This window comes from Pseudomonas sp. RIT623, assembly GCF_004519305.1.
Lineage (GTDB): Bacteria > Pseudomonadota > Gammaproteobacteria > Pseudomonadales > Pseudomonadaceae > Aquipseudomonas.
On record NZ_SOZA01000051.1, the window covers coordinates 1 to 18,735 of the forward strand.

The 18,735-nt window shown below is 64.9% G+C and carries 18 protein-coding genes; 12 read left to right on the forward strand and 6 right to left on the reverse strand.

The window, feature by feature from the left end; translation table 11 throughout:
* From mreD to tldD, 6 genes are all read left to right on the forward strand, one after another.
* Window positions 1-488: rod shape-determining protein MreD (gene mreD, locus E3U47_RS23045; protein ID WP_134693887.1), on the forward strand; the 488-nt coding region annotated here is incomplete at its 5' end.
* Between the two features lie 31 nt (window positions 489-519).
* Window positions 520-1,113, forward strand: a complete 594-nt coding sequence (locus tag E3U47_RS23050; RefSeq protein WP_134693888.1) for a nucleoside triphosphate pyrophosphatase — start codon at window positions 520-522, stop codon at window positions 1,111-1,113.
* A gap of 60 nt (window positions 1,114-1,173) precedes the next feature.
* The gene (gene rng / locus E3U47_RS23055; protein WP_134693889.1) at window positions 1,174-2,631 is read left to right on the forward strand and encodes a ribonuclease G; all 1,458 of its coding nucleotides are present in this window, start codon (window positions 1,174-1,176) and stop codon (window positions 2,629-2,631) included.
* 82 nt (window positions 2,632-2,713) lie between these two features.
* On the forward strand, window positions 2,714-6,529 hold the full coding sequence (locus E3U47_RS23060; RefSeq protein ID WP_134693890.1) for a YhdP family protein: 3,816 nt from the start codon (window positions 2,714-2,716) through the stop codon (window positions 6,527-6,529).
* A gap of 13 nt (window positions 6,530-6,542) precedes the next feature.
* Window positions 6,543-7,394 (forward strand): carbon-nitrogen hydrolase family protein, encoded by an 852-nt coding sequence (locus tag E3U47_RS23065; protein ID WP_134693891.1) that lies wholly within the window; start codon window positions 6,543-6,545, stop codon window positions 7,392-7,394.
* Window positions 7,395-7,396: 2 nt separating this feature from the next.
* Entirely contained in the window at window positions 7,397-8,836 is a 1,440-nt protein-coding gene (tldD, locus tag E3U47_RS23070; RefSeq protein ID WP_134693892.1) for a metalloprotease TldD, read from the forward strand.
* A gap of 107 nt (window positions 8,837-8,943) precedes the next feature.
* On the opposite strand, the gene yjgA is transcribed toward tldD, so the two are convergent.
* Window positions 8,944-9,465 carry a ribosome biogenesis factor YjgA gene (yjgA, locus tag E3U47_RS23075; RefSeq protein WP_134693893.1) on the reverse strand — a complete coding sequence of 174 codons (522 nt, stop codon included), beginning with the start codon at window positions 9,463-9,465 and terminating at the stop codon, window positions 8,944-8,946.
* Window positions 9,466-9,574: 109 nt separating this feature from the next.
* Here yjgA and pmbA point away from each other — a divergent pair, with 109 nt between their 5' ends.
* From pmbA to E3U47_RS23105, 6 genes are all read left to right on the forward strand, one after another.
* A complete protein-coding gene (gene pmbA, locus E3U47_RS23080) occupies window positions 9,575-10,921 on the forward strand; it encodes a metalloprotease PmbA (protein WP_134693894.1) in 1,347 nt (448 codons plus the stop codon).
* Window positions 10,922-11,128: 207 nt separating this feature from the next.
* Complete coding sequence (locus tag E3U47_RS23085) at window positions 11,129-11,530, forward strand: FagA protein (protein WP_134693895.1); 402 nt, start codon at window positions 11,129-11,131, stop codon at window positions 11,528-11,530.
* Window positions 11,523-12,899, forward strand: coding sequence for a class II fumarate hydratase FumC (fumC, locus tag E3U47_RS23090; RefSeq protein ID WP_134693896.1), 1,377 nt, complete (start codon window positions 11,523-11,525; stop codon window positions 12,897-12,899). The genes E3U47_RS23085 and fumC overlap by 8 nt, the downstream gene beginning before the upstream one ends.
* A gap of 24 nt (window positions 12,900-12,923) precedes the next feature.
* Entirely contained in the window at window positions 12,924-13,385 is a 462-nt protein-coding gene (locus E3U47_RS23095) for a hypothetical protein (RefSeq protein WP_134693897.1), read from the forward strand.
* A 1-nt stretch (window position 13,386) separates the two neighbouring features.
* Window positions 13,387-13,998, forward strand: coding sequence for a superoxide dismutase (locus E3U47_RS23100; RefSeq protein WP_134693898.1), 612 nt, complete (start codon window positions 13,387-13,389; stop codon window positions 13,996-13,998).
* Window positions 13,999-14,009: 11 nt separating this feature from the next.
* The gene (locus tag E3U47_RS23105; RefSeq protein ID WP_134693916.1) at window positions 14,010-14,903 is read left to right on the forward strand and encodes a ZIP family metal transporter; all 894 of its coding nucleotides are present in this window, start codon (window positions 14,010-14,012) and stop codon (window positions 14,901-14,903) included.
* A gap of 150 nt (window positions 14,904-15,053) precedes the next feature.
* Here the strand turns inward: E3U47_RS23105 and E3U47_RS23115 are convergent, their stop codons facing one another.
* The 5 genes from E3U47_RS23115 to E3U47_RS23135 all read right to left on the reverse strand — a co-directional run bounded on the left by E3U47_RS23115 (window position 15,054) and on the right by E3U47_RS23135 (window position 18,562).
* Window positions 15,054-15,326, reverse strand: a complete 273-nt coding sequence (locus E3U47_RS23115) for an HPr family phosphocarrier protein (protein ID WP_096048637.1) — start codon at window positions 15,324-15,326, stop codon at window positions 15,054-15,056.
* Window positions 15,327-15,348: 22 nt separating this feature from the next.
* Window positions 15,349-16,203, reverse strand: coding sequence for an RNase adapter RapZ (rapZ, locus tag E3U47_RS23120; RefSeq protein WP_134693899.1), 855 nt, complete (start codon window positions 16,201-16,203; stop codon window positions 15,349-15,351).
* A 2-nt stretch (window positions 16,204-16,205) separates the two neighbouring features.
* Window positions 16,206-16,670, reverse strand: a complete 465-nt coding sequence (gene ptsN / locus E3U47_RS23125; protein ID WP_134693900.1) for a PTS IIA-like nitrogen regulatory protein PtsN — start codon at window positions 16,668-16,670, stop codon at window positions 16,206-16,208.
* Window positions 16,671-16,682: 12 nt separating this feature from the next.
* Complete coding sequence (hpf, locus tag E3U47_RS23130) at window positions 16,683-16,991, reverse strand: ribosome hibernation-promoting factor, HPF/YfiA family (RefSeq protein ID WP_011532415.1); 309 nt, start codon at window positions 16,989-16,991, stop codon at window positions 16,683-16,685.
* Window positions 16,992-17,068: 77 nt separating this feature from the next.
* Window positions 17,069-18,562, reverse strand: a complete 1,494-nt coding sequence (locus E3U47_RS23135; protein ID WP_134693901.1) for an RNA polymerase factor sigma-54 — start codon at window positions 18,560-18,562, stop codon at window positions 17,069-17,071.
* Window positions 18,563-18,735: the final 173 nt, after the last annotated feature.

Sequence of the window (18,735 nt, forward strand, 5' to 3'; positions counted from 1 at the left end):
TGGCCAGCACCCGTAGCAGAAACGGCTGGGCCATCTGGCTGACCTTCGCCCTCGGCCTGTTGCTCAGCGTCTCGCCCATGCCGCAGTTCATGGAAGTATTCCGGCCCATGTGGCTGGCCCTGCTCCTGGCTTTCTGGACCCTGGCGGTGCCGAGCAAGGTCGGTATGACCACCGCCTTCGTGCTGGGCCTGGCCGAAGATGTGCTGTACGGCACCTTGCTGGGGCAGAACGCGCTGATCCTGACCTTGATCACCTTCCTGGTGCTGTCGCTGCAGCAGCGCCTGCGCATGTTCCCGATGTGGCAGCAGAGCCTGGTGATCCTGGTGATCTTCGGTATCGCCCAGCTGATCCAGCTGTGGCTCAGCGCCCTGACCGGCAATCGCCTGCCGACCTTGGCCCTGGTCTGGTCGGCGGTGATCAGCGCCTTGCTCTGGCCATGGGTCAGCTTCGCTCTGCGCGGCCTGCGCCGTCGCCTGCACATTCACTGACGATCAGCGCCACTGACAGGGAGATGTCCACATGACACAGTTGTACCTGGCATCCGGCTCGCCGCGTCGCCGTGAACTGCTTACCCAGATCGGCGTGCCGTTCACCGTGGTCAGCGCACCCATCGATGAAACTCCGTTACTGGGCGAGACCCCAGCGGCCTATGTCGAGCGTCTGGCCCAGGCCAAGGCCGTGGCGGGTTTCGCCCACATTGATGGCGCAGGGGTGGTGCTGGGCGCCGACACCACCGTGGTGCTCGATGACCAGATCCTTGGCAAGCCGGAGAATCGCGAGCAGGCGTTAGCCATGCTCGGTGACCTTTCCAAGCGCGAACACCAGGTGCTTACCGCCGTGGCGCTGACCGATGGTCAGCGCAGTATCAGCCGCTGTGTCAGCACCACCGTGCGTTTTCGCACCATCTCCTTCGAGGAAGCGCTGCGCTACTGGGACAGCGGCGAACCTGTCGACAAGGCCGGCGGCTATGCCATCCAGGGCCTGGGCGCGGTGTTCGTCAGCGGCATCGAGGGCAGCTACTCGGCCGTGGTCGGGCTGCCCCTGAGTGAAACCGCCGAACTGCTCGAGCAATTCGGCGTGCCATGTTGGCAACTGCAAGAGGGTTCCGCATAGCGCTAGCCAGCCACGCCGCAGCAATCCATCATTACCCCAGACCCCTGACGAGAGCGCGCCATGAGTGAAGAGATCCTGATCAACATCACCCCGATGGAATCCCGCGTGGCAGTGGTGGAGAACGGTGTCCTGCAAGAGGTGCACGTCGAGCGCACCCAGCGTCGCGGTATCGTCGGCAACATCTACAAGGGCAAGGTGGTGCGGGTGCTGCCCGGCATGCAGGCGGCGTTCGTCGATATTGGCCTGGAGCGCGCGGCGTTCATCCATGCCTCGGAAATCTCCCAGCGCGAAGGCTCGGCGGTTGAAACCATCACCGCGCTGGTCCATGAGGGCCAGGCATTGGTGGTGCAGGTCACCAAGGACCCGATTGGCACCAAGGGCGCGCGCCTGACCACCCAGCTGTCGATCCCGTCGCGCTACCTGGTGTACATGCCGCGCAGTAGCCATGTCGGCATTTCCCTGAAGATCGAGGAAGAAGCCGAGCGCGAGCGCCTCAAGCAGGTGGTCACCGACTGCATGGCCCAGGAAGACATGAAGGACGCCGGCGGCTTCATCCTGCGCACCGCCGCCGAAGGCGCCCGGGCCGAGGATATTTTCCAGGACATCCGCTACCTGCGTCGCCTATGGGAGCAAATCGGCTCGCAGATCCAGACCTGCGGCGCGCCCACGGTCATCTACGAGGACCTGGGCCTGGCCCTGCGCACCCTGCGTGACCTGGTCAACCCGAAGATCGAGAAGATCCGCATCGATTCGCGGGAAACCTTCCAGAAGACCACCCAGTTCGTGGCCGAATTGATGCCAGAAATCGCCGACCGTCTGGAGCACTACCCCGGCGAGCGGCCGATCTTCGACCTGTATGGCGTCGAGGATGAAATCCAGCGCGCCCTGGAGCGCAAGGTACCGCTCAAGTCCGGCGGCTACCTGGTGGTCGATCCTGCCGAGGCAATGACCACCATCGACGTCAACACCGGGGCCTTCGTCGGCCACCGCAACCTCGAAGAAACCATCTTCAAGACCAACCTCGAGGCGGCCACCGCCATTGCCCGGCAACTGCGCCTGCGCAACATCGGCGGGATCATCATCATCGACTTCATCGACATGGAGGACGAGGAGCACCAGCGCCAGGTGCTGCGTACCCTGGAGAAGCAGCTCGAGCGTGATCACGCCAAGACCAACATCATCGGCATCACCGAGCTGGGCCTGGTGCAGATGACCCGCAAGCGCACCCGCGAAAGCCTCGAGCAGGTACTGTGCGAGCCCTGCGCAGGGTGCCAAGGGCGTGGCAAGCTGAAAACCCCCGAGACGATCTGTTACGAAATTTTCCGCGAGATCCTGCGCGAGGCACGTGCCTACCAGGCCGAGGGCTACCGGGTGCTCGCCAACCAGAAGGTAGTGGACCGTCTGCTCGACGAAGAATCGGGCAATGTCGCCGAACTGGAGGCGTTCATTGGGCGAACCATTCGCTTCCAGGTGGAGTCCATGTATTCCCAGGAACAATACGATGTGGTGCTGCTCTGACCCTGCATGAAAGCGGTTGCCCCAAGGACGGGCTGGCAAAGCGCTATACACCGGCCATAGTTAAGGGACGACTTGGAGGGCCATGGCCATGGAACGTCTGACCCGCGTTCTGGGCGCCTTGACCCGCTGGGGGCTGGGGATCTGCGCCCTGCTGGCGGTACTGGTGGCGCTGTATGTCAGCCTTGGCCGGCAACTGCTGCCGCTGGTCGCTGAATACCGCGCCGACGCCGAGCTCAAGGCCGAACAGGCCCTGGGCCTGCCTGTGCATGTCGGTGCTCTGGAGGGCCGCTGGAGTGGCTTGGCGCCGGTGCTGCGGGTGCGCGACCTGCAACTGGGCGAGGGCGCCGCGGCGCTGCGCCTGGACGACGTCAAGCTGGTGCCGGACCTGTGGGCCAGCCTCAAGGCCCGCGAAGTGCGCCTGGCGCGCGTGCAGCTCAGCGGCTTGCAACTGATCTTGCGCGAGGACCAGCAGGGCGCCTGGGCGCTCGAAGGCCTGCCGAGCCAGGATGACAAACCCCTTGATCCGACCGAGGCGCTCAAGCGCCTGCGTCAGTTGGGCCGTATCGATGTGTTCGACAGCCAGGTCACCCTGCACCCCTGGCAGCGCGACCCGCTCACCCTCACCTATGTCAGCCTCGGCCTGCAGGCCGGGGCCACGCGCCAGAGTGTCGACCTGCGTGCCACCTTGCCCGATGGCCAGCCACTGGCCTTGAGCCTGAACAGCCGCGCCAGCGCCAAGGCCTGGCGCGACGGGCGCCTGCAAGCCTACCTGAGCCTGCCGCAAAGCGACTGGGGGCGGTGGCTGCCGCCGAAGTTCCTGGGCCAGTGGCAGGCCAGCACCTTGCGTGCCGGTGGTGAGTTCTGGATCGACTGGAACCAGGGCCAGTTGCAGCAGGCCGTGGTACGCCTGAATGCCCCGCGACTCAAGGGTGCCTACACCGGGCGCAAGGCTATCACGCTGGACAACCTGGCCGTCTCGGCCTGGTTCCAGCGCCAGGACCAGGGCTTCGATGTCACCGTCGATTCATTGGCCATGAGCCTTGGCAAGACTCGCTGGGAATCCCACCTGCAACTGGCACAGCGCGAGGGCGCAACCCCGGCCGAGGAAAGCTGGCAGGTGCAGGCCGACCGCCTTGACCTGACCCCGTTGACGCCGCTGATCGACGCCCTGGCGCCACTGCCGGAAAAACTCATGACCGTGGTCGATGCGCTCAAGGTCACCGGTGCCCTGCGCAACGTGCGCCTGGACATCCGGCCCAAGGCCGAGGGCGACCAGCGCGTGCAGTTTGCCGCCAACCTGGAGAAGGTCGGCTTCGATGCCTACCACGGCGCCCCGGCCGCCGGTAACGTCACCGGGGCCATCAGCGGCGACCTTGGCCATGGCGAGCTGCGCCTGGATACCCAGGCGTTCATGCTGCACCTGTACCCGATCTTCGGCAAACCCTGGCATTACCCGAAAGCCAACGCGCGCCTGACCTGGACCCTGAACAAGCAGGCCTTCACCCTGGTCGCCCCCTACATCAAGGTGCTGGGCGACGAGGGCAAGATCGCCGCCGACTTCCTGATCCGCATCCACCTGGAGCCGGGCCACGAGGACTACATGGATTTGCGCGTCGGCCTCACCGAGGGCGACGGGCGCTACACCGCCAAGTACCTGCCCGAGGTGCTCAGCCCGGCGCTGGACGAGTGGCTGCGCAGCGCCATCGTCAAGGGCAATGTCGACGAAGGGTACTTCCAGTACCAGGGCTCGCTGCACCACAACGCGCCGCCCCATGCCCGCGACATCAGCCTGTTCTTCAAGGTGCACGACGCCGCGCTGGACTTCCAGCCAGGCTGGCCGCAGGTGCAACAGGTCGATGGCAACGTCTATATCGAAGATACCGGGGTGCGCATCCAGGCCAACCACGGCCTGTTGCTGGACACCCAGGTCAGCGATGTCAGCGTCAACATTCCTCATGTCGAAGGCGACCAGCACAGCCACCTGTTCCTTGACGGCGATTTCGACGGCAGCCTCGGCGATGGCTTGAAGATTCTCAAGGATGCGCCCATTGGTACCGGCGAGATCTTCGCCGGCTGGGAAGGCGAGGGCCCGCTCAAGGGCAAGGTCAAGCTGGACATCCCGCTGGCCCACGGCCAGCGCCCCAAGGTGCTGGTGGATTTCGCCACCCAGGATGCGACGCTCAAGGTGGCACCGCCAACCCTGGAGCTGAGCAGCCTGAAAGGCGACTTCAGCTTCGACTTAGACAAGGGCCTGAGTGGCAGGGACATCAGCCTGAACGCCTTCGGCAAGCCGGTCAGCGCGCAGATCGTCGCCGAAGGCCAGGGCGGCAATATCCAGACCCGTATCAATGCCACAGGCCAGGTCGGCCTCAAGGCGCTTACCGACTGGCTGCAGGTCAAGCAGGCCCTGCCAGTGTCGGGTGACCTGCCGTACCAGCTGCAGGTGACGCTGGGCAGCCGTGACAATCGCCTGGCCGTCAACTCGTCGCTCAAAGGCCTGGCCATCGACCTGCCGGCGCCGTTCGGCAAGGCCCGCGGGGAAACCCGTGACAGCCGTTTCAGCCTGACCTTGCAGGGCCCCGAGCGGCGTGTCGATGCCAGCTACAGCGACCTTGCCCGCTTTGCCTACGCTGCCCCCGCCGACAAACTGGGCCAGGGCCGCGGCGAGCTGCTGCTGGGCACGGGTGATGCCAGCCTGCCAGCCGGCCAGGGCCTGCGTGTGCGCGGCCGGCTCGAGGCGCTGGATCTGGCGCCGTGGCAGCAACAATTGGAGCGCCTTGGCGGCCAGGACCCGGGCGGCAATGCCCGGCAGAACCTGCAAAGCGTCGATTTGAGCATCGGCCAGTTGAAGGCCTTCGGCATGGATCTCAACCAGAGCGTGATTCGCCTGGCCCGCGGTGGCCCGGCCTGGGACCTGCGCCTGGACAGCAAGGAAGTCATCGGCAACGCACGGTTCCCCGACGCCAAGACGACGCCGATGAGCATCCGCCTGCAGACCTTGCGCCTGCCGCCGGCCGACCCCGCCGAGGCTGAAGCCGAGCACGGGCCCGACCCGCTGGCCGGCGTCGACCCGCGCAAGGTACCGCCGCTGGACCTGACCATCGACAAGCTGTACCGCGGCGACGATCTGTTCGGCAGCGCCAGCCTGAAGTTGCGCCAGACCGCGCAGGGCATGGCCATGAGCGATATCGACCTCGACCTGAAGGGCTTGCACATCGACGGCAGTGGCGGCTGGGAAGGTACCCCGGGGAGCACCGCGAGCTGGTACAAAGGGCGTATCGACGGCAAGAACCTCGCTGACGTGCTAAAGGCCTGGGGCTTTGCGCCCACGGTCACCAGCCGCGATTTTCGCATGGACGTCGATGGCCGCTGGCCGGGTTCGCCGGCCTGGGTCAGCCTCAACCGTTATTCCGGCAGCCTCGACGCGGCGCTGCGCTCGGGCCAGTTCGTCGAAGTCGAGGGCAGCGCCCAGGCCCTGCGGGTGTTCGGCCTGCTCAACTTCAACTCCATTGGCCGGCGCCTGCGCCTGGACTTCTCCGACCTGTTCAGCAAGGGCCTGGCCTATGACCGGGTCAAGGGCCTGCTGGTGGCCAGCGAAGGCGTGTACGTGACCCGCGAGCCAATCTCCGTCACCGGCCCCTCGAGTAATTTCGAACTGGACGGCACCCTGGACTTCGTCCGCGATCGGGTCGATGCCAAGCTGCTGGTCACCCTGCCGGTCACCAACAACCTGCCGCTGGCGGCGCTGATCATCGGCGCGCCGGCTGTCGGCGGCGCGCTGTTCCTGGTCGATCGGCTGATCGGCGACCGGGTGGCGCGCTTCGCCAGCGTGCATTATCGCGTCGAAGGTCCGGTCAAAGAGCCTAAAATCACTTTTGTGAAACCTTTCGACAAGTAAGCCTGGGGTGGTCATGACGTCAGCTGTGATCCAGATGGTCAGCCAAGACGATGTCCTGGCCAACCTGCAACGCGCCACGGCGCTGCTGGAGCGGGCCGCAGCCGGCGGCGCACGGCTGGCGGTGCTGCCGGAAAACTTCGCCGCCATGGGCCGGCGCGACGCAGCCGCCATCGGCCGCGCCGAGGCCTTGGGCGAAGGGCCGATCCTACCGTGGTTGAAACACACCGCCCGTGACCTCAGGTTATGGATTGTCGCCGGTACCTTGCCGCTACCGCCGGTCGGCCAGCCTGGAGCCAAGGCGCATGCTTGCTCGCTGCTGGTCGACGAACACGGCGAGATTGCCGCGCGCTACGACAAGCTGCACCTGTTCGACGTGGACGTGGCCGACAACCGCGGGCGTTACCGGGAATCCGATGACTATGCCCACGGCAGCCAGGTGGTGGTGGCCGACACGCCGGTCGGCCGCCTGGGCCTGTCGGTGTGCTACGACCTGCGTTTCCCCGAGTTGTACAGCGCCTTGCGCGCCGCCGGGGCCGAGTTGATCAGCGCCCCGGCGGCGTTCACCGCGGTGACCGGGGCGGCGCACTGGGAAGTGCTGATTCGCGCCCGAGCCATCGAGACCCAGTGCTACGTGCTGGCGGCGGCCCAGGGCGGCTTGCATCCAGGGCCACGGGAAACCCATGGCCAAGCGGCGATCATTGACCCCTGGGGGCGAATCGTCGTGCAACAGGCGCGGGGTGAAGCGGTATTGCTCGCCACCCGCGACCGTGAAGAACAAGCGTCCATCCGGGCGCGCATGCCGGTGCTGACTCACCGGCGCTTTTTCTCGCAGGACGCTTTGCGGCCTGCGCATACCTCGGAGTGACTATGAGCGAGATTCTATCCACCGTCAGCGAGCAGCTCCTGGCCCCCGGCGGTTTGACCCTAGATAGCCTGCAGACGGTGCTGGGCGATCTGGCCGGGCCCGGCATCGACGCCGCCGACCTGTACTTCCAGGGCCAGGTCTCGGAAACCTGGGCGCTTGAAGACGGCATCGTCAAAGAGGGCAGTTTCAACCTCGACCAAGGTGTGGGCGTGCGTGCCCAGTCCGGCGAGAAGACCGGCTTCGCCTACAGCAACGCAATTAACCTCGAAGCCCTGACCTCGGCGGCGCGTGCCGCCCGCTCGATCTCCCGCGCCGGGCAGCACGGCAAGGTCCAGGCCTTCCGCAGCCAGGCGGTGACCGAGCTGTACGGCCAGGACAACCCGCTGGATGTGCTGAGCCGTGCCGAGAAAGTCGAGCTGCTCAAGAAGGTCGACATTGCCACCCGCGCCCTCGATTCGCGTATCCAGCAGGTCAGCGTGAGCATGGCCGGTGTCTGGGAGCGCATCCTGGTGGCCGCCGCCGACGGCAGCCTGGCCGCCGATGTGCGTCCGCTGGTGCGCTTCAACGTCAGTGTCATCGTCGAGCACAACGGCCGCCGCGAGCGTGGCGGGCAGGGTGGCGGCGGGCGTACCGACTACAGCTACTTCACCGAAGATCGGGTGATGGGCTATGCCCGCGAGGCGCTGCGCCAGGCCTTGGTCAACCTCGAGGCGATCCCGGCCCCGGCCGGCACGCTGCCGGTGGTGCTCGGTTCGGGCTGGTCCGGTGTGCTGCTGCACGAGGCTGTGGGGCATGGCCTGGAAGGCGACTTCAACCGCAAAGGCAGCTCGGCGTTCAGTGGCAGGATCGGCGAGAAAGTAGCCTCGAGCCTGTGCACCATCGTCGATGACGGCACGCTCAAGGGCCGTCGTGGCTCGCTGAGTGTCGACGACGAAGGCACGCCGACCGAGTGCACCACGCTGATCGAGAACGGCATCCTCAAGGGCTACATGCAGGACAAGCTCAACGCCCGCCTGATGGGCATGGCGGTAACCGGCAACGGCCGCCGCGAGTCCTACGCGCACCTGCCGATGCCGCGCATGACCAACACCTACATGCGTGCCGGCGACAGCGATCCGGAGGAAATCATCCGGTCGGTGAAGAAGGGCATCTACTGCGCCAACCTGGGCGGCGGCCAGGTGGATATCACCAGCGGCAAGTTCGTGTTTTCCACCAGCGAAGCCTACCTGATCGAGGATGGCAAGATTACCGCGCCGGTGAAGGGCGCGACCCTGATCGGTAACGGGCCGGAAGCGATGAGCCGGGTGTCGATGGTCGGCAACGACCTGGCGCTGGACAGCGGCGTGGGGACCTGTGGCAAGGATGGGCAGTCGGTGCCGGTGGGCGTTGGCCAGCCGACCCTGAAGCTGGATGCGATCACCGTCGGTGGTACCGGGGCTTGATCAATGAGCGCGGGGCAAGTCGCATCGGCGCAGCGCCGCTCCCACAGATGCCTGCGAAGGCTGCGTGGGAGCGGCGCTGCGCCGAAGCGACCTGGCTCGCGATGGCCTCAACGCAGGCCGCGCTGGGTCTCGTCGAGGTCGCGGATGTACTTGAACACCTTGCGCGCAGCGGCAGGCGGTTTGTTCCGCGCTTTTTCATGCTGGGCATGACGGATCAGCGAGCGCAGGTGCTGGCGATCGGTGTCGGGGTACTCGTTGACGAAGCGCTCGAGGTCTTCGTCGTTGCCGTCGATCAGACGGTCGCGCCAGCGCTCGAGGCCGTGGAAGCGTTCGTTGTACTGGCGGGTCGAACTGTCGACCTGCTCGAGCACGGCATGGATGGCATCCAGGTCCTGCACGCGCATCAGCTTGCCGACGAACGACATGTGGCGTTTGCGGGCGCCATGGGCGGTGTGCTTGCTGGCTTCGTCCAGGGCCTTGCGCAGTTCGTCGGTCAGCGGCAGGCGCGCCAGGGTATCGGCCTTGAGCGTGGTCAGGCGCTCGCCGAGTTCGACCAGCGCATGCAGCTCGCGCTTGATCTGGGTTTTGCTTTTTTCGCCATCGAAGGCGTCGTCGTAAGAATCAACCATGGGGGCAGTCCGCAAGAAATCGCCGCCATGATAACCAGTCGGGGGCCGCTTGTCCGGCCCGGTCGTAGAATGACCCAAGCCGTACGCAGAATTTTCAGTGGAGAGAACCATGAGTGCAGTCCAGAGCGTAGGCCCCAAGGACCTGCCGGCGTTGCAGGAACAGGTCGAGGCGATCGTCGCCGAGGCGCGCCGCCAGGGCGCCAGCGCCTGCGAAGTGGCAGTGTCGCTGGAGCAGGGCCTGTCCACCACGGTGCGCCAGCGTGAAGTCGAGACGGTCGAGTTCAATCGCGATCAGGGTTTCGGCATCACCCTCTATGTTGGCCTGCGCAAAGGTTCGGCCAGCACCTCGGCGAGCGGCCCTGATGCCATTCGTGAAACCGTCGCCGCAGCCCTGGCGATTGCCAGGCATACCTCCGAGGACGAGTGCTCGGGCCTTGCCGATGCGGCGCTGATGGCCCGTGAAATCCCCGACCTGGACCTGTACCACGACTGGGATATCGAGCCGGAGCAGGCCATCGAGATGGCACTGACCTGCGAGGCTGCTGCCTTTGACGCCGACCCGCGGATCCTCAATGCCGACGGCACCACCCTCAATACCCACCAGGGCGTGCGGGTGTATGGCAATAGCCACGGTTTCATCGGTGGCTACGCCTCCACCCGGCACAGCCTGAGCTGCGTGATGATCGCCGAAGGCGACGGGCAGATGCAGCGCGACTACTGGTACGACGTCAACCGCCAGGGCAATTTGCTGGCCGACCCGCGCAGCATTGGCCAGCGTGCCGCGCAGCGCGCCGCCAGCCGCCTGGGCGCGCGTCCGGTGGCAACCTGCGAGGTGCCGGTGCTGTTCTCGGCGGAGCTGGCGGGCGGACTGTTCGGCAGCTTCCTCTCGGCCATTTCCGGGGGCAACCTGTACCGCAAGTCGTCGTTCCTCGAAGGCACCATCGGCCAGCGCCTGTTCCCCACCTGGTTGACCCTCGACGAGCGTCCGCACATTCCGCGTGCGCTGGGCAGCGCGGCGTTCGATGGCGATGGCCTGGCGACCTATGCCAAGCCGTTCGTCGACAAGGGCGAGCTGGTGTCCTATATCCTCGGGACCTATTCGGGACGCAAGCTGCAGTTGCCCAGCACCGCCAACGCCGGGGGCGTGCACAACCTGTACGTGACCCATGGCGTGGAAGACCAGGCCGCCCTGATCCGGCGCATGGGCCGTGGCTTGTTGGTCACCGAGTTGATGGGCCATGGCCTGAACATGGTCACTGGCGATTATTCCCGTGGCGCGGCGGGCTTTTGGGTCGAGAATGGCGAGATCCAGCATGCCGTGCAGGAAGTGACCATTGCCGGCAACATGAAAGACATGTTCCAGCAGATCGTCGCCATTGGCAGCGATATCGAGACCCGCAGCAATATTCACTGCGGCTCGGTGCTGATCGAGCGCATGACGGTGGCCGGCAGCTGATCAGCGCTCTATCGGGAGAGGGCGTGGGAGCGGGCTTGCCCCGCGATAATTTCGACTTCAATCGCGGGGCAAGCCCGTTCCCACGCTATCCCGCTCATGTCTTTCACAGGACCCGGCCATCGCGCCGGGTTTTATTTGCCCTTCGCCTAACTTGAACTGATTCTATTTATCAATTAATAATGAATATCATTATCCAGTCACCCGGCGATGATGTTCATGAAACCTGTCCTCCACGAACTGCCCTACCTGGAAAACTGGCGCTGGCTCAGCCGGCGTATTCGCTGCGCGCTCGAGCCTGACGAGCCACGCCTGATCGACCATTACCTGGCCGAGGGTCGCTACCTGGTGTGCTGCACCGAAACCTCGCCCTGGACGGTGGCCCTGACCGCCTTGCGCCTGCTGCTGGATACCGCCAACGACCGCATGTTGCCCTGGCATTGGCGCTGCCTGTGCCTGGACCACGCCTGGCGACCGTTGCTCGACCTGCGCAACCTCGACCGCTGCGAGCACAACCAGCGCTGGCAACCCTATGCGATGCAGCTCGCCAATTGCGTGCTGCTGCCGTCGATTTCTCCCGAAGAACTGATGCAAGGACTTGAAGATGAGTGATACCCGTATCGAGCGCGACAGCATGGGTGAACTGCAGGTGCCGGCCCAGGCCCTGTACGGTGCCCAGACCCAGCGCGCGGTCGACAACTTCCCGGTCAGCGGCCAGCCGATGCCGGGCCAGTTCATCCGTGCGTTGCTGCTGGCCAAGGCCGCGGCGGCCAAGGCCAACATCGAGCTTTCGCAGCTGAGCGCGGGGCAGGGCGAGGCCATCGTCAAGGCGGTGGAACAGCTGCTGGGCGGCGACTTCATCCAGCACTTCCCGGTGGATGTGTTCCAGACAGGCTCCGGCACCAGTTCGAACATGAACGCCAACGAGGTGATCGCCACCCTGGCCAGCCGGGTGCTGGGCGAACCGGTCAACGCCAATGACCATGTCAATTGCGGCCAGAGCAGCAACGACATCATCCCCACCACCATCCACGTCAGCGCCGCGCTGGCCCTGCACGAGCAGTTGTTGCCAGCCCTGGGGCACCTGAGCCAGGTGATCGAGGCCAAGGCCGCCGAGGTGCACAAATACGTCAAGACCGGCCGCACCCACCTGATGGACGCCATGCCGGTGCGCATGAGCCAGGTGCTCGGCGGCTGGGCCGCGCAGATCAAGGGCGCCCAGGCGCATCTCGAGGCGACCCTGCCGAGCTTGCAGGCGCTGGCCCAGGGCGGCACCGCGGTAGGCACCGGGATCAACGCCCATCCGCAGTTCGCGGCCGGCTTCGCCCGCCAGCTCAGCGGGCTGACCGGTGTCGCGTTCACCCCGGGCGAGAACCTGTTCGCCCTGATCGGCTCCCAGGACACCGCTGTGGCCCTGTCCGGCCAGCTCAAGACTACCGCCGTGGCGCTGATGAAGATCGCCAACGACTTGCGCTGGATGAACTCCGGCCCGCTCGCCGGCCTTGGCGAGATCGAGCTGCAAGGCCTGCAGCCGGGGTCGTCGATCATGCCGGGCAAGGTCAACCCGGTGATCCCGGAGGCCACCGCCATGGTCGCCGCCCAGGTGATTGGCAACGACGCCACCATCGCCGTCGCCGGCCAGTCGGGCAACTTCGAGCTCAACGTGATGTTGCCGGTAATCGCCCGCAACCTGCTGGAGAGCATCGAGCTGATGGCCAACGTCAGCCGCCTGCTGGCCGACAAGGCGATTGCGAGCTTCAAGGTCAACGAGGGCAAGCTCAAGGAGGCGTTGTCGCGCAACCCGATCCTGGTCACCGCACTCAACCCGATCATCGGCTACCTCAAGGCTGCCGAGATCGCCAAGACCGCCTACCAGCAGGGTCGACCGATCATCGACGTGGCGCTGGAGCACACCGACTTGTCGCGTGACCAGCTCGAGGCGCTGCTGGACCCGGAAAAACTTACCGCTGGCGGCATCTGACCCGGGCCGCCCAGGAGGCACGTCATGCAGCATTGGAAACGCACCACCCAAGATGCAAACCGCCTGTTCGAGCAGGGCGAGCTGGTCGACGCCCGGGAGCACTACCTGCAAGCACTGGCCTTGGCCCAGGTGCTGTTCGAGCGCTGGCATGACGTCGACGAGGCGGTGGCCGCACTGGTCATCGCCCACCACAACCTGGCCGAGCTGCACCTGCGCCTGAACCAGCCGCACGAAAGCGCCGACTACCTGTGCGCGGCGCACCAGCGGCTGCTCCAGGCCAGCCAGGATCCGCGCCTGCCCCAGGCCCTGCGCGACACGGCCTTGCGCCACAGCGGGCGCACCTACACCGAACTGCTGAGTTTCATCGCCGAGTACGGCCAATACCCGCGTACCGAGCGCCTGCTGAACCGCCAGGCGCCCGCAGCCAGCGAGCTGGTCGCGCACGCGGACATCACGGATCGCAAACCTGCCTACGGAATCCATTGACATGCCACATACCTTGCCTGCGTTGCCCTACGCCTACGATGCGCTGGAACCGCACATCGACACCCAGACCATGGAGATCCACCACAGCAAGCACCATCAGACCTACATCAACAACCTCAACGCCGCCATCGAAGGCACCGAATGGGCCGAATGGCCGGTGGAGCGACTGGTGGGCGCGGTCAAGCAACTGCCCGAGAAACTGCAAGGGGCGGTGGTCAACCAGGGCGGCGGCCATGCCAACCACACGTTGTTCTGGACCGTCATGTCGCCCAAGGGTGGTGGCCAACCCGAGGGTCAGGTAGCCAAGGCCATTGACCAGCAGCTCGGTGGTTTCGAGGCGTTCAAGGAGGCCTTCACCAAGGCCGCGCTGACCCGGTTCGGCAGTGGCTGGGCCTGGCTCAGCGTGACCCCGCGCAAAACGCTGGTGGTGGAGAGTAGCGGTAACCAGGACAGTCCGCTGATGCACGGCAACACACCGATCCTCGGCCTGGATGTCTGGGAGCACGCCTATTACCTGAAGTACCAGAACCGCCGTCCTGAGTACATTGGCGCCTTCTACAACGTGGTCGACTGGACCGAAGTGGAACGCCGCTACCTTGAAGCCCTGAAGTGAGTCTGACCGGTATGCGCTCCGAGGTGATGTCTGTCAGCAGTGTGCGCCTGTTCCGCCTGGCGCTTGGGACCGTGCTGTTGCTGGTCGGCACCGCATTGCTGGTGTCGCGGGGCATCGCCTGGCTGGACCTGGAACCGCGCATGTTGCGAGCCCTGGAGGGCGGAGCACTGTGCGCATTGGGGACGGCCTTGGGCGCAGTGCCGGTGCTGGTAATCCGCAACATGCCAGTGGCCGTGGCCGACACCTTGCTCGGTTTTGGTGCCGGGGTGATGTTGGCGGCCACCGCGTTCTCGCTGATCATTCCCGGGCTGGATGCGGCCCAGGCCATCGGCTTCAGCCCATGGGGCGCCGGTGCTGTGATCAGCAGCGGGCTGTTGTTCGGCGCGTTGTGCCTGTTCGTGGTCGACCTCAAGGTCTCCGGTGCTTCGCCGCAGGCTCTGGTCGGCAGTGAGCAGCAACCGGTAATCGCTGCGCGGATCTGGCTGTTCGTCATTGCCATCATTGCCCACAACATCCCCGAGGGCATGGCCATCGGGGTTTCCGCCGGAGGCGGGATGCCTGATGCCGATAGCCTGGCCATGGGCATCGCGCTGCAGGATGTGCCGGAGGGCCTGGTGATCGCGCTGGTGCTGGCAGGGGCGGGCATGCCGCGCTTCAAGGCGTTCCTGATCGGTGCGGCATCGGGGTTGGTCGAACCGCTGGCCGCGGTGATCTGTGCCTGGCTGGTGAACATCGCCGAACTGTTGCTGCCGCTGGGCCTGGCCTGCGCGGCGGGGGCGATGCTGCTGGTGGTGACCCAGGAGATCATTCCCGAGTCACGCAGCAACGGGCATCATCGCCTGGCGAGCCTGGGGCTGTGTGTCGGGTTCTGCTTGATGATGGTGATGGATACGGCGATGTCCTGAGCCTGGCACTGCCCCCTGTAGGAGTGGCCTGGTGTCGCGAAAGGGGGGCGAAGCGCCCCTGCGATTTATGCATCAAACCAATATTGCTGGGGCCGCTCTGCGGCCCTTTCGCGACACAAGGCCGCTCCTACAGGGGCCGCGTTGTATCAGTCACTCGCCTTCGTCGAAGAAGTTCTCGATCAACGCGACCAGTGCATCCATGGCTTCAGCGTCCTGCTCGCCCTCGGTGTGCAGGTGCACCGGGGTGCCCTTGCCGGCGGCGAGCATCATCACCGCCATGATGCTCTTGCCATCCACCAGCTTGTCCGGCGCGCGACCGACCCGCACCTGGCAGGGGAAGCGCCCGGCCACGCCGACGAACTTGGCGGCCGCCCGGGCGTGCAGGCCCAGCTTGTTGATGATGGTGATTTCGCGGGCGGGCATCGTGGGGCGGATATCCTGTGGGCTAGAGGTCGCGATGGCGGACCTGGACGTTTTTCAGGGATTGCTGGAGCAACTGGCCGAGCCGCTCGGTGATGTAAACCGAACGGTGATGGCCACCGGTGCAGCCAATGGCCACGGTGACATAGGCGCGGTTGCTGGCGGCGAAGCGCGGTAGCCACTTGAGCAGGTAGCTGGAGATATCCTGGAACATCTCCTCGACATCCGGCTGGGTTGCCAGGTAGTCGATTACCGGCTGTTCGAGGCCGGAATGCTCGCGAAGTTCCGGCTTCCAGTAGGGGTTGGGCAGGCAGCGCACGTCGAACACCACGTCGGCATCCACCGGCATGCCACGCTTGAAGCCAAACGACTCGACCAGGAACGCGGTCCCCGGCTCCGGCTGGTTGAGCAGTCGCAGCTTGATCGAGTCGCGCAGCTGGTACAGGTTCAGGTTGGTGGTGTCGATCTTGAGGTCGGCCAGGTCGGCGATCGGCCCCAGCAGCTCGCTTTCGACGCGAATAGCCTCGGCCAGCGAACGGCTGTCGTTGGTCAGCGGGTGGCGGCGACGGGTTTCCGAGAAGCGCTTGAGCAGGGTGTCCTCGTCGGCGTCCAGGTACAACACGTCACACTGGATGTGCCGGGCGCGCGCCTCCTGGAGCAGGGTCGGGAAGCGTGACAGATGGCTGGGCAGGTTGCGCGCGTCGATGGACACCGCCACCTTGGGCTGTAGCAGCTCGGTGTTGATCAGCGCGTTTTCCGCCAACTGCGGCAACAGACCCGCCGGCAGGTTGTCGATGCAGTAGTAGCCGTTGTCTTCCAACACGTCCAGGGCGGTGCTCTTGCCGGAGCCGGAGCGGCCGCTGACGATGATCAGGCGCATGGTCAGTGCTCGTTCTGTACGTCCAGGACGACCTGGAACAGGGCCTCGCTGCTGTCGGCGGCACGCAGGCGATCGCGAACCTCCTTGCGATCGAGCATGCTGGCGATCTGGCGCAGCAATTCAAGGTGGGCATCGGTGGCAGCTTCCGGGACCAGCAGCACAAACAGCAGGTCGACCGGGGCACCGTCGATGGCGTCGTAATCGATGGGGGCGTCCAGGTGCAGCAAGGCGCTCACTGGCGCGGTGCAGCCCACAAGCCGGCAATGGGGAATGGCGATGCCATTGCCAAAACCGGTGGAGCCCAGCTTTTCGCGAGCGATGAGCTTGTCGAAGACGTCTTGCATCTCCAGCTCGGGTACTTGCTCGGCGATCAGGGTGGCGACCTTTTCCAGGGCGCGCTTTTTACTGCCGCCCGGCACGTTCACCAGGGAACGGCCGGGGGTCAGGATGGTTTCAAGTCGGATCATGGATGAGGGGGATCAGCGGGCGGCTGCACCTTGCAGCAGGCTTTGCTGTTTTTCCTTGTGTTTTTTCAGTTGGCGGTCGAGCTTGTCAGCCAGGGCATCGATCGCGGCATACATGTCTTGGTGTTCGGCGTTGGCGACCACTTCGCCACCGGGAATCTGGAGTGTGGCTTCAACCTTCTGCTGCAGCTTTTCGACTTTCATGATCACCGTTGCATTGGTGATCTTGTCGAAATGGCCCTCCACGCGGGCGAGCTTCTCGAGCACGTAATCGCGCAGTGGTTGGGTGACTTCTACATGCTGTCCACTGATGTTGACTTGCATACAGCTTCTCCTTTGTTGCCCGTGCATAAAGAGGCAGGTCTTGCACCTGCCACTGAAACGCTGTGGCACATCCCGGGCTACATCAGTCGCTTGCGCTCGCTCGATGGGGCGATCCCCAGCGATTCGCGGTACTTGGCGACGGTGCGACGGGCTACCTGGATGCCTTGTGCCTCCAGTAAACCAGCGATCTTGCTGTCACTCAATGGCTTTTTCTGATTTTCCGCCGCCACCAGTTTCTTGATGATCGCGCGGATCGCCGTGGACGAGCATTCTCCGCCTTCGGCGGTGCTGACGTGGCTCGAGAAAAAGTATTTCAGTTCGTAGATGCCACGTGGCGTGTGCATGTATTTCTGCGTGGTCACCCGCGAGATGGTCGACTCGTGCATGCCCACCGCCTCGGCGATATCGTGCAGCACCAGCGGCTTCATGGCCTCGTCGCCGTGGTCGAGGAAACCGCGCTGGTGCTCGACGATCTGCGTCGCCACCTTCATCAGTGTCTCGTTGCGGCTTTGCAGGCTCTTGATGAACCAGCGCGCTTCCTGCAACTGGTTGCGCATGAAGGTGTTATCGGCGCTGGTGTCGGCGCGGCGGACGAATCCGGCGTATTGCGGGTTGACCCGCAGGCGCGGCACCGCTTCCTGGTTGAGCTCTACCAGCCAGCGCTCGCTGTCCTTGCGCACGATCACGTCCGGCACCACGTACTCCGGTTCGCTGGACTCGATCTGCGAGCCTGGGCGCGGGTTCAGGGTCTGTACCAGCTCGATGACCTGGCGCAGCTCATCTTCCTTGAGCTTCATGCGCCGCATCAGCTGGCTGTAGTCGCGGCTGCCGAGCAGGTCGATGAAGTCGCTGACCAGGCGCTGCGCCTCGCTCATCCATGGCGTCGAGGCCGGCAGTTGGCGCAGTTGCAGCAACAGGCATTCACCCAGCGAGCGGGCGCCGATGCCGGCGGGTTCGAATTGCTGGATGCGATGCAGCACCGCCTCGACCTCGTCCAGCTCGATGTCGAGCTCGGGGTCGAAGCCTGCGCAGATTTCCTCGAGGCTGTCCTCCAGGTAGCCCTGTTCGTTGATGCTGTCGATCAGGGTCACTGCAATCAGGCGGTCGGTGTCGGACATCGGCGCCAGGTTTAGCTGCCAGAGCAGGTGGCTCTGCAGGCTCTCGCCCACCGAGGTACGGGTGGTGAAGTCCCACTCGTCGTCATCGTTGCTGGGCAGGCTGCTGGCGCTGGTCTGGTAGATGTCTTCCCAGGCGGTGTCGACCGGCAGTTCGTTGGGAATGCGCTCGGCCCACTCGCCGTCTTCGAGGGTTTCGGCGCTGGTGGTCGGCTCCTGGAAGCTGTTGTCCTGGGTTTCGGCGGCCGGCTTGCTTTCGGCGTTGTCCGCCATCGGGTCGCTGTTGTCGAAATCGTCGCCGTCTTCCTGACGTTCGAGCATCGGGTTGGACTCCAGCGCTTCCTGGATTTCCTGCTGGAGGTCCAGGGTAGAGAGCTGGAGCAGACGGATGGCCTGTTGCAACTGCGGGGTCATCGTCAGTTGCTGGCCCATTTTTAGGACGAGCGATGGTTTCATGGCAGGGGCTTAATACCTTGTTCGCCGGCGCGCATGCGCCATCCACTACACGTAGGGCGCTTGGGCGCCGATTTTAAGCAAGTTATATGCCTGAAATTGCAGCGTTTGCCTAGTGCCCGGTCTCGGAAATACGTTCTCTTTTGGCGACGCTGGCAGCGTGCCCAGCACGCCGC